Below are 13,663 nucleotides of genomic sequence, written 5' to 3'. Positions count from 1 at the left end.
GGGGAAAAGGGGCTTCCAGAGGGCGCCCCAGTACTCTTGTCCCATGACAAGCACTCCGTCTTTCCGCGAAGTCCTGGCCGAGCGAGTGATCGTCGCCGACGGGGCGATGGGGACGATGCTTCAGGCCCACGACGTCACCATGGATGACTTCCAGGACCATGAGGGCTGCAACGAAGTGCTCAACGTCACCCGTCCCGACATCGTCCGGGCCGTGCACGAGGCCTATTTCGAGGTGGGGGTCGACTGCGTCGAGACCAACACCTTCGGCGCGAACCTTTCAGCTCTCGGCGAATACGACATATCCGAACGTGTTTTCGAGTATTCCGAGGCCGGTGCCCGCGTCGCCCGCGAGGCCGCCGACGCCTGGTCCACCCCCGACCGCCCCCGCTTCGTGCTCGGCTCCATCGGCCCCGGCACCAAGCTCCCCACCCTCGGGCACAAGCCGTACGCCGAGCTGCGCGACGCCTACCACGACAACGCCGCCGGTCTTGTCAGCGGTGGCGCAGACGCGCTGATCATCGAGACCTCCCAGGACCTGCTCCAGGTCAAGGCGGCGGTGATCGGCGCCCGCCGGGCCATCGCCGACTCCGGCCGCGACGTGCCGGTCATCGCCCAGGTGACCATCGAGACCAACGGCGCGATGCTGCTGGGCTCGGAGATCGGCGCGGCCCTGACCGCGATCGAGCCGCTCGGCGTCGACGTGATCGGCCTCAACTGCGCGACCGGCCCCGCCGAGATGAGCGAGCACCTGCGCTACCTGGCCCGCCACGCCCGGGTCCGCCTGTCGTGCATGCCCAACGCCGGTCTGCCCGTCCTCACCTCCGACGGCGCCTACTACCCGCTGAGCCCCGGGGAGCTGGCCTCGGCGCACGACAACTTCACCCGCGACTACGGGCTCTCCCTGGTCGGCGGCTGCTGCGGCACCACCCCCGAGCACCTGCGCCAGGTCGTCGAGCGGGTCCGCGGGCGGGAGACGGCCCCGCGCCGCCCTCGCCCCGAGGCCGGAGCCTCCTCGCTCTACCAGAGCGTCCCCTTCCGCCAGGACATCTCGTACATGGCCATCGGCGAGCGCACCAACGCGGTCGGCTCCAAGGTCTTCCGCGAGGCGATGCTCGCCCAGGACTGGGAGGAGTGCGTGGAGATCGCGCGGGGGCAGGCCCGCGACGGAGCGCACATGCTCGACCTCTGCGTCGACTACGTGGGCCGCGACGGCGTGGCCGACATGAGGGAGCTGGCGTTCCGCTTCGCCACCGCCTCCACGCTGCCGGTCGTCCTCGACTCCACCGAGCCCGCCGTCCTGGAGGCCGGGCTGCAGATGCTCGGCGGGCGCGCGGTCGTCAACTCGGTCAACTACGAGGAGGGCGACGGCCCCGAGACGCGCTTCCACCGGAACATGACCCTGGTCCGCGAGTACGGCGCCGCCGTGGTGGCCCTCACCATCGACGAGAACGGCCAGGCCCGCACCGCCGACCTGAAGGTCCGGATCGCGGTGCGCCTCATCGAGGACCTGACGGCCAACTGGGGGATGAGGGTCGAGGACGTCCTCGTCGACATGCTCACCTTCCCCATCGCCACCGGCCAGGAGGAGACCCGGCGCGACGCGCTGGAGACGATCGAGGCGATCAAGGAGATCAAGCGGCTGCACCCCGGCGTGCAGACGGTCCTGGGCCTGTCGAACGTGTCGTTCGGCCTCAACCCGGCGGCCCGCGTCGTGCTCAACTCGGTCTTCCTCAACGAGTGCGTCAACGCCGGTCTCGACGCGGCGATCGCGCACGCCTCCAAGATCCTGCCGATGGCGCGCATCCCCGAGGAGCAGCGCGAGGTCGCCCTGGACATGGTCTACGACCGGCGCAGGGAGGGCTACGACCCGCTGCAGCGGTTCATGGAGCTGTTCGAGGGCGTCGACGCCGCCGCGCTCAAGGAGAGCAAGGCCGAGGAGCTCGCCGCGCTGCCGCTGTGGGAGCGGCTCAAGCGCCGCATCGTCGACGGCGAGCGCAAGGGCCTGGAGGCCGACCTCGACGAGGGCCTCGCCCGGCGCCCCGCCCTGGAGATCGTCAACGACGTGCTGCTCGACGGCATGAAGACCGTCGGCGAGCTGTTCGGCTCCGGCCAGATGCAGCTGCCGTTCGTGCTCCAGTCGGCCGAGGTGATGAAGACCTCGGTCGCCTACCTGGAGCCGCACATGGAGCGGGTCGAGGGCGAGGTCAAGGGCCGCATCGTGCTCGCCACCGTCAAGGGCGACGTGCACGACATCGGCAAGAACCTGGTCGACATCATCCTCTCCAACAACGGCTACGAGGTCGTCAACCTCGGGATCAAGCAGCCGGTGTCGGTCATCCTGGAGGCCGCGGAGGAGAAGAGGGCCGACGTCATCGGCATGTCCGGGCTGCTGGTGAAGTCCACGGTCATCATGAAGGAGAACCTGGAGGAGATGAACTCCCGGGGCATCTCCGAGAAGTTCCCGGTGCTGCTCGGCGGGGCGGCCCTGACCCGCGCCTACGTCGAGCAGGACCTCGCGGAGCTCTTCCGGGGCGAGGTCCGCTACGCCCGCGACGCCTTCGAGGGACTGCGCCTGATGGACGCCTTCATGGCGGTCAAGCGCGGGGAGAAGGGCGCGAGCCTGCCGCCGCTGCGCGAGCGCCGGGTCAAGGGCGGCGCCACGCTGGCCAGGACCCCGGTGGAGGAGCTGCCCGCCCGCTCCGACGTGGCCGCCGACAACCCGGTGCCGACGGCGCCCTTCCTCGGCGAGCGCGTCGTCAAGGGCGTGCCGCTCGCCGAGTACGCCGCGTTCCTGGACGAGCGGGCGACGTTCATGGGCCAGTGGGGCCTCAAGGCCGCGCGCGGCGGCGGCGGGCCCTCGTACGAGGAGCTGGTCGAGACCGAGGGGCGCCCGCGCCTGCGGATGTGGCTGGAGCGGATGCAGACCGACGGGCTGCTGGAGGCGGCGGTCGTCTACGGCTACTTCCCGTGCGTCGGCGACGGCGACTCGCTGATCATCCTGGACGAGGGAGGGAACGAGCGCACCCGCTTCACCTTCCCGCGCCAGCGGCGCGACCGGCACCTGTGCCTGTCCGACTTCTTCCGGTCCAAGGACTCCGGCGAGGTCGACGTCGTCGCCCTCCAGGTCGCGACGATGGGCAACAGGGTCTCCGAGGCGGCGAACGAGCTGTTCGCCAAGGACGCCTACCGCGACTACCTTGAGCTGCACGGCCTGTCGGTGCAGCTGACCGAGGCCCTGGCCGAGTACTGGCACGCGCGCGTGCGCTCCGAGCTCGGCATCGGCGGCGACGAGTCCCTGGAGGACATGCTCAAGGTCAACGTCGCGGGCTGCCGTTACTCCTTCGGCTATCCGGCCTGCCCCAATCTGGAGGACCAGGTCCAGCTGATGGGGCTGCTCGATCCGGCGAGGATCGGCGTCGAGCTGTCGGAGGAGTTCCAGCTCCACCCCGAGCAGTCGACGTCCGCGCTGATCGTGCATCATCCCGAGGCCAGCTATTTCAACGTATGACCGGCGTGTGACCGGCGTTCGATCGGCGTTTGACCGGCAGGGGGTTCATCGGGAATGGAAGCGGTTCTCTTCGACATGGACGGGCTTCTCGTCGACAGCGAGAAGATCTGGTTTCAGGTCGAGACCGAGGTGATGGAACGGCTCGGCGGCGAGTGGGGGGAGGCCCACCAGGAGAATCTGGTGGGCGGTTCCATGCCGGCGACCGTGGCCTACATGCTCAGGGTCTCCGGCGGGGGCGCCACCCCCGCCGAGGTGGAGGCCTGGATGCTGGAGGGCATGGCCGCCAGGCTCGCGGGCGGGGTGGAGATGATGCCCGGCGCCGCCGAGCTGCTGGCCGAGGTACGCGGGCACGGCCTGGCCACCGCGCTGGTCACCTCGTCGGTCCGGTCGATCGCCGAGGCGTGCCTGCGGAGCATCGGCGCGGACAACTTCGACCGCGTGGTCACCGGCGACGACGTCGCGAGGACCAAGCCCGATCCCGAGCCCTACCTGACGGCCGCCCGGCTGCTGGGGGTCGATCCGGCCCGCTGCGTCGCCCTGGAGGACTCCCCGAACGGCGTGACGTCGGCCACCGCCGCGGGCTGCCGGGTGGTGGCGGTGCCGAGCGTGCTGCCGATCACCGCCGCGCCCGGCCGCCTCGTCGTCGGCTCGCTGCTGGAGGTCGACGTGGCGATCCTGCGCTCGCTGTCCTCGGGCGAGGTGTCCTCGGGTGAGCCGTCCCCGGGCGAACCGTCCCCGGGCGAACCGTCCCCGGGCGAACCGTCCCCGGGCGGGCCGCCCCCGAGTGCACCGTCCTAGGGTGAGCCGTTTCCCGGTGAGCCGTCCGGGGTCGGGGATCATCCCTGATCTTTCTCGCGAACCAGCCCGTATCCCCTAAGGGGTGATCCCTCCTCAGGAAGGAGGGCCCGTCCCGGTTCCACGTGCCAGGATGGAGATCGGGTAAGCCGATACGAGGGGCGGTCCGCTATGTCGTTCGAACAGATCGCGTGGTTGCCGATCTGCGCAGGGGTCACCGGCGTGGGGCTGGTGCTGAGTGTCCTGCTGATGCGGCGCCGGGGCGCCGCGGCGGGGTTGCGCGCCGCGGCCTGGTCGCTGCTGCCCGTCGCCGCGTTCCTGACCGGCGCGCTGCCGACCCTGTGGAACATCGGCTCGGCGGTCGTCACCTTCGTCGCCAACCTGGTGCTCAACCCCACGGTGTGGGTGGGGGTGGGGGTGGCCGGGCTCTCCGCGCTGCTCTTCCTGATCTCCGGCTTCCTGCGCGGCCGACGCCTCAGGGCCGCCGCGTCCGGAACCTCACCGGCGGCGCCCACCGTGAGCGCCCCGGCCGCCGCGGGGCAGCACAGGGCCGTGACTCCGGGGACTCCGGGCACCCTGGGCACTCCCGGGGCGACCGCCGTCACGCAGCCGCTGCCCAAGCGCACGCCCGCGCCCTCACCCGTTTCCAGGGCCGCCGGATCCAGGCCCGCGGCCAAGCCGGCCGCCGACGACGACTTCTCCGATATCGAGGACATCCTGAAGCGCCGCGGGATCGGGTGACGCTACGTCATCGCGTCGTTTCCATGTCACGAATCCGAGACATAAGCGGAACGGCTTCCGGACATTACCTTCAAGATCAAAACGAATGAATTTCACGTGAATCACAGTTGAGCCACATAGCGCCTCAGAGGACTGGTCAGCGCAGTTCAGCCCATAGATTCTGCGCACGGGACCACTAATAACGGCCCGTAGACTTACGGCGCGCTACCCCGACCCGGGGAACGCGTTGACGGACAACGTCGTCTGGGATCCAGGGGGCCACTGTATGACCGCACCGCTCGATGTCCCCGGCACGGCCATGGAGGCCCAGCCGGAGGCCGTTCTCGAAGGGGTGGGCGGAAAAGCCATCGAGGGCCGGTCTCTCGGCCAGATCGCCTGGCTGCGCCTGAAGCGCGATAAGGCAGCGATTATCGGCGCTTTCGTCGTGGTCTTCCTGACGCTGATCGCGATCTTCGCGGAGCGTCCTTTCGGCGGGCTCATCGCGCTGTTCGGCGACCCCCCGAACATTCCCAACAACGACCTCATCGACCCGATGACGAGCGCCCCGATGGGCGCCTGGGGCGGGATCAGCCTGGAGCACCCGTTCGGCCTGGAGCCGGTCAACGGCCGCGACATCTTCGCCCGCATCCTGTCGGGCGCGCAGATCTCGCTGCTGGTCGCCTTCCTGGCCACGCTGGTCTCGGTGGTGCTCGGCTCGCTGCTGGGCGTGCTCGCCGGATTCTTCGGCGGCTGGGTCGACACCCTCATCAGCCGGGCGATGGACGTCTTCCTCGCCTTCCCCCTGCTGCTGTTCGCGATCGCCATCGTCGGCGCCGTCCCCGACCAGGCCCTCGGGCTGAAGGGCAACGGCCTGCGAATAGCGGTGATCGTGTTCATCATCGGCTTCTTCAACTGGCCGTACATCGCGCGCATCGTGCGCGGCCAGACCCTGTCGCTGCGCGAACGCGAGTTCGTCGACGCGGCCCGGTCCCTGGGCGCGGGCAGCAGATACATCATCTTCCGCGAGATGTTCCCCAACCTCGTGGCGCCGATCCTCGTCTACGCGACCCTGCTGATCCCCACGAACATCCTGTTCGAGGCGGCTCTGTCGTTCCTCGGCGTCGGTGTGAACGAACCCCAGGCCTCCTGGGGCGGCATGCTCACCAGCGCGGTCACCTACTACACGATCGCGCCCCACTTCATGATCGTCCCGGGCCTGGCGATCTTCATCACCGTCATGGCCTTCAACCTTCTGGGCGACGGGCTCCGGGACGCCCTCGACCCGCGAGCCCGGTAGCGAACAAGCGACCGTCCTCTATATCACCGTCACTCATGACAAGGGGTATACCACCACGATGAGGAAGATCAACGTACTGGCGCTCGCCGCGCTGGGTACCGCTCTGACCATGGGACTGGCCGCCTGTGGCGGAACGGCCGGTGGCGGTGGCAACACGTCCTCCGGTTCCGGATCCCAGGGAACGGGCGCCGCGGCCGCCGCCGCGAAGTACAACGACGGCTACACCAAGGTCGTCAACCCGTCGGACACCAAGGGCGGCACCCTCAAGTTCGCCCTCTCCGACGAGCCCGACTCGATGGACCCGGGCAACACGTACTACGCCTGGAACTGGAACTTCACCAGGCTGTACGCCCGTCCCCTGCTGACCTACTCCGCCGAGCCCGGCGACGCCGGTCTGAAGCTGGTCCCGGACCTCGCCGAGGGCCCCGGCGTGGCCAGCGAGGACGGCAAGACCTGGACGTACAAGATCAAGAAGGGCATCAAGTACGACGACGGCACCGAGGTCAAGGCCGCGGACGTCAAGTACGCCATCGCCCGCAGCAACTTCACCGAGGAGCTCACCGACGGTCCGAAGTACTTCGCGGAGTACCTCGACGCCGGTGACTACAAGGGTCCCTACAAGGACAAGAACCTCGACAACTTCAAGGGCATCGAGACCCCCGACGACCAGACCGTCGTCTTCAAGCTCAAGGCCCCGTTCGCCGAGTTCGACTTCCTCGTCGCCAACCCGCAGTCCGCGCCCGTCCCGCAGGCCAAGGACACCGGTCTCGACTACGAGAAGGCCCTCGTCTCGACCGGCCCCTACAAGCTCGAGACCTACGAGGTCGGCAAGCAGTTCAACCTGGTCAAGAACGAGAACTGGGACCAGGCCACCGACACCACCCGCAAGCAGCTGCCGGACCGCATCGAGGTGCAGTTCAAGCAGAACGCCGACGACATCGACCAGCGGCTCATCAACGGCCAGATCCACGTCGACCTCGGCGGCACCGGCGTCCAGCCGGCGGCCCGCGCCAAGGTCGTCACGGACCCCAAGCTGAAGGACTCCACGGACAACCCCTTCACGCCGTTCAACCGCTACGCGATGATGTCGACCGCGGTGAAGCCGTTCGACAACATCGACTGCCGCAAGGCCGTGCAGTACGCCACCGACAAGACCGCCACCCAGGCTCCCTGGGGCGGCCCGCTCGGCGGCGAGATCGGCACCACCGCGATGACCCCGACCACGGTCGGCTACAAGCAGTTCGACCTGTACCCCAACGGCGCCGACCACAAGGGCGACCTGAACAAGGCCAAGGAGCACCTGGCGGCCTGCGGCCAGCCGAACGGCTTCGAGACCAACATCGCCGTCCGCGGTGACCGCGTCAAGGAAGTCCAGGTCGCCGAGGCCCTCCAGGCCTCCCTCGACCGCGTGGGCATCAAGAGCACCATCAAGAAGTACCCGTCGGGTGACTGGAGCGCGCAGTACGCCGGCCGTCCGGACTTCGTGCACAAGAACGGCCTGGGCATCATGATCGCCGGCTGGGGCGCCGACTGGCCGTCCGGCTTCGGCTTCCTGTCGCAGATCGTCGACGGCCGCTTCATCAAGGACTCCGGCAACTACAACATGATGGAGCTCAACGACCAGTCGGTGAACGACCTGCTGGACAAGGGCATCCAGACCACCGACGCGACCGCCCGTAACGAGATCTGGGCCCAGGTCGACCAGAAGGTCATGGAGTCTGCCGCCTTCATGCCCTTCGTCTACGAGAAGACGCTGATCTTCCGTCCGTCGACCCTGACCAACGTGTACGTGCACCCGGCCTACGGCATGTACGACTACACGTGGCTCGGCGTCCAGCAGTAGCCCTTCCCTAGTTAGCCAAAGGCAGGTGAAGGCCTGACGGTGCCCGGGAGCGACCCTCCCGGGCACTCCGGCCGAACGATCGTGGTCGCTTTCATCGTCCGCCGCGTTATCGCCGCCGTGCTGATGCTCGCCATCGTCAGCATGGCCACCTTCGCGATCTTCTTTCTCATCCCGCGTGCCCTGGGACAGACCCCCGAGGGCATGGCGTCGCGTTACGTCGGGCGAGACGCCACCCCTGAGGCGATCCAGGGTGCCGTCAAGCGGCTGCACCTGGACGACCCGATCCTGGTCCAGTACGGCCGGTTCGCGCAGGGCATCATCGTCGGCCAGGACTACTCCCTCGGCCCGCGCAAGGCCGAGTGCCCGGCACCGTGCTTCGGCTTCTCGTTCAACAACAACCAGCCGGTCTGGCCGACACTGCTCGACCGGCTCCCCGCGACGATCTCCCTGGCCCTGGGCGCCGCGGTCACCTGGGTCGTCGTCGGCGTCAGCGTCGGCGTCATCTCCGCGCTGAGACGCGGCAGCGTGCTCGACCGGGCCGTCATGACGATCGCCCTGGCCGGAGTGTCGCTCCCCATCTACTTCACCGGCCTGGTGTCGCTGTCGCTGTTCGCGTACACGCTGGGCATCTTCCCCGGCGGCGGCAGCTACGTCGGCTTCACCGAGAACCCGGTCATGTGGTTCCAGGCCCTCGTCATGCCCTGGATCACCCTGGCGTTCCTCTACGCCGCCCTGTACGCCCGGCTCACCCGGGCGGGCATGCTGGAGACCATGGGCGAGGACTACATCCGCACGGCCCGCGCCAAGGGCCTCAAGGAGCGGACGGTCGTGACCAAGCACGCCCTGCGCGCCACGCTGACCCCGATCCTCACCATCTTCGGCCTGGACCTCGGCCTGCTGCTGGGCGGCGCGGTGCTCACCGAGAGCACCTTCTCCATCCCCGGCATCGGCAAGCTGGTCATCGACGCGATCCGGAGCAACGACCTGCCCGTCGTCCTGGGCGTGACCCTGTTCGCGGCGATCTTCATCGTCGTGGCCAATCTCATCGTGGACGTCCTGTACGCGGTGGTCGACCCGAGGGTGAGGCTCTCATGACGACTCCCGCACCGGAGTCCTTCCTGGAACTGCGCGACCTGCGCATCCACTTCCCGACCGAGGACGGCCTGGTCAGGTCCGTCGACGGCCTGTCGTTCAAGCTTGACCGGGGCAAGACCCTGGGCATCGTGGGCGAGTCGGGCTCGGGCAAGAGCGTGACCAGCCTCGGCATCCTGGGCCTGCACAAGGGGGGCCGGGCCAAGATCTCCGGTGAGATCTGGCTCGACGGCGAGGAGCTCGTCGGCGCGAGCGCCGACCACGTGCGGACCCTGCGCGGCAAGAAGATGGCGATGATCTTCCAGGATCCGCTGTCCGCCATGCACCCGTACTACACGGTGGGCGCCCAGATCGTCGAGGCGTACCGGATCCACCACAACGTCAGCAAGGCCGTCGCCCGCAAGCACGCGATCGACATGCTCGGCCGGGTGGGGATCCCGCAGCCCGACAAGCGGGTCGACGACTACCCCCACCACTTCTCCGGCGGCATGCGCCAGCGCGCGATGATCGCGATGGCGCTCTCCTGCGACCCCGAGCTGCTCATCGCCGACGAGCCCACCACGGCCCTCGACGTGACCGTCCAGGCGCAGATCCTCGACCTGATGCGCGACCTGCAGAGCGAGTTCAACTCCGCGCTGATCGTCATCACCCACGACCTCGGCGTGGTCGCCGAGCTGTCGGACGACATCCTGGTGATGTACGGCGGCAAGTGCGTCGAGTACGGCACGGCCGAGGACACCTTCTACCGGCCCGAGCACCCCTACACGTGGGGCCTGCTGGGATCGATGCCCCGCCTGGACCGCGAGCCCACCGAGCGGCTGCTCCCGATCAAGGGCTCCCCGCCCTCCCTGATCAACGTGCCGTCCGGCTGCGCCTTCAACCCCCGGTGCGCCTTCGCGGGCCGCACCGAGGGCAAGGCCACCACGGAGGTGCCGCAGCTGCTGGAGACCGACGGCGGCCACCTGGTCCGCTGCCACATGCCCCGCGCCGAACGGCGGTCCATCTGGGAGAACGAGATCAAGCCGATGATGGAGAGCACGTGAGCGAGCGAGCGGACCGGCACAACACGCCCCGGGTTAGGGAGGACGCGTGACCTCGGTCGACGTCGTTGACGACAAGGGCGGCGCGGCCGAGAGGTCCCCCGCCGACGCGCTGCTGTCCGTGCAGGGCCTGCAGAAGCACTTCCCGGTGACCAAGGGCCTGCTGCGCAGGCAGGTCGGCGCGGTCAAGGCGGTCGACGGGATCACCTTCGACGTCCGCAAGGGCGAGACGCTCGGCCTGGTCGGCGAGTCGGGCTGCGGCAAGAGCACCACCGGACGGCTGATCACCCGCCTGCTGGAGCCCACCGACGGAAAGATCGTCTTCGAGGGCCACGACATCACCCACATGTCCCAGGCCAAGATCCGCCCGCTCCGCCGCGACATGCAGATGATCTTCCAGGACCCCTACTCGTCGCTGAACCCCCGGCACACGGTCGGCGCCATCGTCGGCGCCCCGTACCGCATCCAGGGGATCCAGACCGAGCAGGGCACCAAGAAGGCGGTCCAGGAGATCCTGGAGCTGGTCGGGCTCAACCCCGAGCACTACAACCGCTATCCGCACGAGTTCTCCGGCGGCCAGCGCCAGCGCATCGGCATCGCCCGCACGCTCGCGCTCAAGCCCAAGCTCATCATCGCCGACGAGCCGGTCTCCGCGCTGGACGTGTCGATCCAGGCCCAGGTGGTCAACCTCCTGGAGGACCTGCAGAACGAGCTCGACCTGACCTACGTCATCGTCGCGCACGACCTGTCGGTCATCCGGCACATCAGCGACCGGGTCGCGGTCATGTATCTCGGCAAGATCGTCGAGCTGGCCGACCGCAAGGACCTGTACGACACGCCCATGCACCCGTACACCACCGCGCTGATGTCCGCGGTGCCCGTCCCCGACCCGGCCCGGCGCAAGGACCGCGAGCGCATCCGGCTCCAGGGCGACGTGCCCAGCCCGCTCAACCCGCCGCCCGCCTGCCGGTTCCACACCCGGTGCTGGAAGGCGCAGGAGATCTGCAAGACGGTGGAGCCGCCGCTGGCGACGCTGGCCCCGGGACACCAGGTGGCCTGCCACTTCCCGGAGAACGCCCCCGCCGGGCACCAGGCCCCGCAGGCCGTCTCCGGCTGACCGCCCTCACCCGCCCGTACGGGGGAACCCCCGTGCGGGCGGGCGCGCGAGAGGGGTGCGGGAGGGGTCAGGGCAGCGCGCCCGGCGTGATCAGGCCGGTCTCGTACGCCAGGACGACGGCCTGGACGCGGTCGCGCAGGCCCAGCTTGGTGAGCACGTTGCCGACGTGGGTCTTCACCGTCGTCTCGCTCACCACCAGCTGGGCGGCGATCTCCGCGTTGGACATGCCCTTGGCGATGAGCCGGAGCACCTCCAGCTCGCGCTCGGTCAGCCGGTCCAGGCGCGCGGGGGTCGACTGCTGGTGCGCCGAGGGCAGGTGCGCCCCGAACTTGTCCAGCAGCCGCCTGGTGACGCTCGGCGCGACGATCGCGTCGCCCGCCGCGACCACCCGGATGGCCTGCACCAGCTCCTCGGGCGGCACGTCCTTCAGCAGGAACCCGCTCGCCCCGGCGCGCAGCGCCTCCACGATGTACTCGTCGAGGTCGAAGGTCGTCAGCACCAGCACCCGCGGCACGTGCGCGCCCGCGGTGGCCTCCCGCACGATCCTGCGGGTCGCCTCGATGCCGTCCACGCCCGGCATCCGGATGTCCATCAGCACCACGTCGGGCAGCAGCGCCCGCGACTGGTCCTGCGCGGCCTTGCCGTCGCCCGCCTCGCCGACCACCGTGAGATCGGGCTCGGCCTCCAGGATCAGGCGGAAACCCGTGCGCAGCAGCGGCTGGTCGTCCACCAGCAGCACTCTGATCGTCATCACGTGTCCTTGAGGGGGAACCGGGCATTGACCTCGAATCCGCCCCCGTCGCGCGGGCCGATCCTCAGAAGACCACCATAGAGGGCGACGCGTTCCCGGATGCCCGCCAGTCCGTGCCCGGTCACCTCCTCGTCCGGGTCGCGCGCCTCCGGGCCGAGACCGTCGTCCTCGACCTGGACGGCCAGCTCACCCGGCTCGTGCCGCACCGTCACCCAGGCCCGCGCCTGCGGCCCCGCGTGCCGCAGGCTGTTGGTCAGGGCCTCCTGGACCAGCCTGTACGCGGCCAGGTCGACACCGGGAGGCAGCGCTCCCGGCGCTCCCGGCGCTCCAGACGCCCCCGGCGTGCCCGGTGCGCCCGTCCCGTCCGGCGGCGGGGTGCCCCGCTCGCCCTCGATCCACAGCTGCGTCCGCAGCCCCGCCTCGCGCATCTGGTCGACCAGGGCCGGGATCTCACGCACCCCCGGCTGCGGGTTGAACTCGGCGGGGGTCCCGTCGGTCCTGAGCACGCCCACCATGCTGCGCATCTCCGCCATCGCGGTCCGGCCGAGCTCCTCGATCGCCGACAGCGCCTCCCGCGCCCCGTCGGGGTTGCTGGCCAGCACCCGCCGCGCCGCGGCGGCCTGGACGGTCATCACGCTCACGTGGTGGGCGACCACGTCGTGCAGCTCACGGGCGATGCGGGAGCGCTCCTCGGCCCTCGCCGCCCGGGTGTCGGCCTCCCGGGCGCGCTCCATGCGCCGCGCCCGGTCGCGCAGCTCCGCCTGGTAGGCCCGGCGCAGCCGCACGCTCCGGCCGGCGATCCACAGGGAGGCGGTGAACACGGCCATCAGCAGCAGGCCGCTCCACCCGCCGAACCCGCCCAGCCCGGCGCCCGCCGCCGACGACAGGACGTGACCGGCGAGGGCGAGGGCCGGGGCGCACAGGCTGAGCGCGAGGCCGCGCCCGGCGGCGATCGTGTAGACCAGCACCAGGGTGACGAGCCAGAGCAGGGAGGGGCTGCGGCCCGTGGAGGCGAGGACGACCTCGGCCACGCAGACCAGGAAGAGCATCAGGAACGGCCGGTGGCGGCGCAGCGTCACCGACAGGCATCCGGCCACGACCAGGCCGAGGCCCATCGCGTCGGGCGCCCTCAGCCGGTCGGGGTCGCCGAGGACGTGGGCCGCCTGGGCGAAGGGGACCGAGACGGCGGCCAGCGCTCCACCGAAGATCGCGTCGGGAATCAGCGGGTGCCCGTGGAACCAGGTCCGAAGGCTGCCGGTGGTGTTGCGCACACAATCAATTTAGGCGCCCTTCTCCGGACGCCACCCTGCCAGAGGTGGATATCGACCTCATCCCCGCGAAGGATCCGCCCCGGGAAACAACGGAAAACCGGATGGGCGCGCCGGGACCGGGCCGGGGAGCGCCGCGAGGTCGCTCTAGGGACGAACTGGGGCTTCCTGCACCCCACGCTCGCCAACGGCGAGCTGGGCATGGACTACCACGACAACCACCTGCTGGTCA

At 69.7% G+C, this 13,663-nt stretch carries 10 protein-coding genes; 8 read left to right on the top strand and 2 right to left on the bottom strand.

Features of this window, described 5'->3' with window-relative positions:
* Positions 1-43: 43 nt before the first annotated feature.
* The 8 genes from metH to ABT053_RS06335 all read left to right on the top strand — a co-directional run bounded on the left by metH (position 44) and on the right by ABT053_RS06335 (position 11,412).
* On the top strand, positions 44-3,508 hold the full coding sequence (gene metH / locus ABT053_RS06370; RefSeq protein ID WP_350967828.1) for a methionine synthase: 3,465 nt from the start codon (positions 44-46) through the stop codon (positions 3,506-3,508).
* Between the two features lie 54 nt (positions 3,509-3,562).
* The gene (locus tag ABT053_RS06365; RefSeq protein ID WP_350967827.1) at positions 3,563-4,306 is read left to right on the top strand and encodes an HAD family hydrolase; all 744 of its coding nucleotides are present in this window, start codon (positions 3,563-3,565) and stop codon (positions 4,304-4,306) included.
* A gap of 168 nt (positions 4,307-4,474) precedes the next feature.
* Positions 4,475-5,044: a cellulose synthase gene (locus tag ABT053_RS06360; protein ID WP_350967826.1), complete on the top strand. Its 570-nt coding sequence runs from the start codon at positions 4,475-4,477 to the stop codon at positions 5,042-5,044.
* A 265-nt stretch (positions 5,045-5,309) separates the two neighbouring features.
* Positions 5,310-6,320 carry an ABC transporter permease gene (locus ABT053_RS06355; RefSeq protein WP_350967825.1) on the top strand — a complete coding sequence of 337 codons (1,011 nt, stop codon included), beginning with the start codon at positions 5,310-5,312 and terminating at the stop codon, positions 6,318-6,320.
* Between the two features lie 58 nt (positions 6,321-6,378).
* A complete protein-coding gene (locus ABT053_RS06350) occupies positions 6,379-8,163 on the top strand; it encodes an ABC transporter substrate-binding protein (protein ID WP_350967824.1) in 1,785 nt (594 codons plus the stop codon).
* A gap of 81 nt (positions 8,164-8,244) precedes the next feature.
* Entirely contained in the window at positions 8,245-9,258 is a 1,014-nt protein-coding gene (locus ABT053_RS06345; protein WP_350967823.1) for an ABC transporter permease, read from the top strand.
* A complete protein-coding gene (locus tag ABT053_RS06340) occupies positions 9,255-10,298 on the top strand; it encodes an ABC transporter ATP-binding protein (RefSeq protein WP_350967822.1) in 1,044 nt (347 codons plus the stop codon). Before ABT053_RS06345 ends, ABT053_RS06340 begins: the two co-directional genes overlap by 4 nt.
* Before the next feature lie 46 nt (positions 10,299-10,344).
* Positions 10,345-11,412 carry an ABC transporter ATP-binding protein gene (locus ABT053_RS06335; protein ID WP_350967821.1) on the top strand — a complete coding sequence of 356 codons (1,068 nt, stop codon included), beginning with the start codon at positions 10,345-10,347 and terminating at the stop codon, positions 11,410-11,412.
* 67 nt (positions 11,413-11,479) lie between these two features.
* Here the strand turns inward: ABT053_RS06335 and ABT053_RS06330 are convergent, their stop codons facing one another.
* Together ABT053_RS06330 and ABT053_RS06325 are read right to left on the bottom strand one after the other, a co-directional pair.
* Positions 11,480-12,163, bottom strand: coding sequence for a response regulator (locus ABT053_RS06330; RefSeq protein ID WP_350967820.1), 684 nt, complete (start codon positions 12,161-12,163; stop codon positions 11,480-11,482).
* Positions 12,163-13,434, bottom strand: coding sequence for a sensor histidine kinase (locus ABT053_RS06325; RefSeq protein ID WP_350967819.1), 1,272 nt, complete (start codon positions 13,432-13,434; stop codon positions 12,163-12,165). Before ABT053_RS06325 ends, ABT053_RS06330 begins: the two co-directional genes overlap by 1 nt.
* Positions 13,435-13,663 lie beyond the last annotated feature (229 nt).

The sequence above is a fragment of the Streptosporangium sp. NPDC002524 genome (genome assembly GCF_040295985.1).
Taxonomy (GTDB): Bacteria; Actinomycetota; Actinomycetes; order Streptosporangiales; family Streptosporangiaceae; genus Streptosporangium.
The sequence above is the reverse complement of the archived record's forward strand: the minus strand, read 5'-3'. Positions and strand labels throughout refer to the sequence as shown.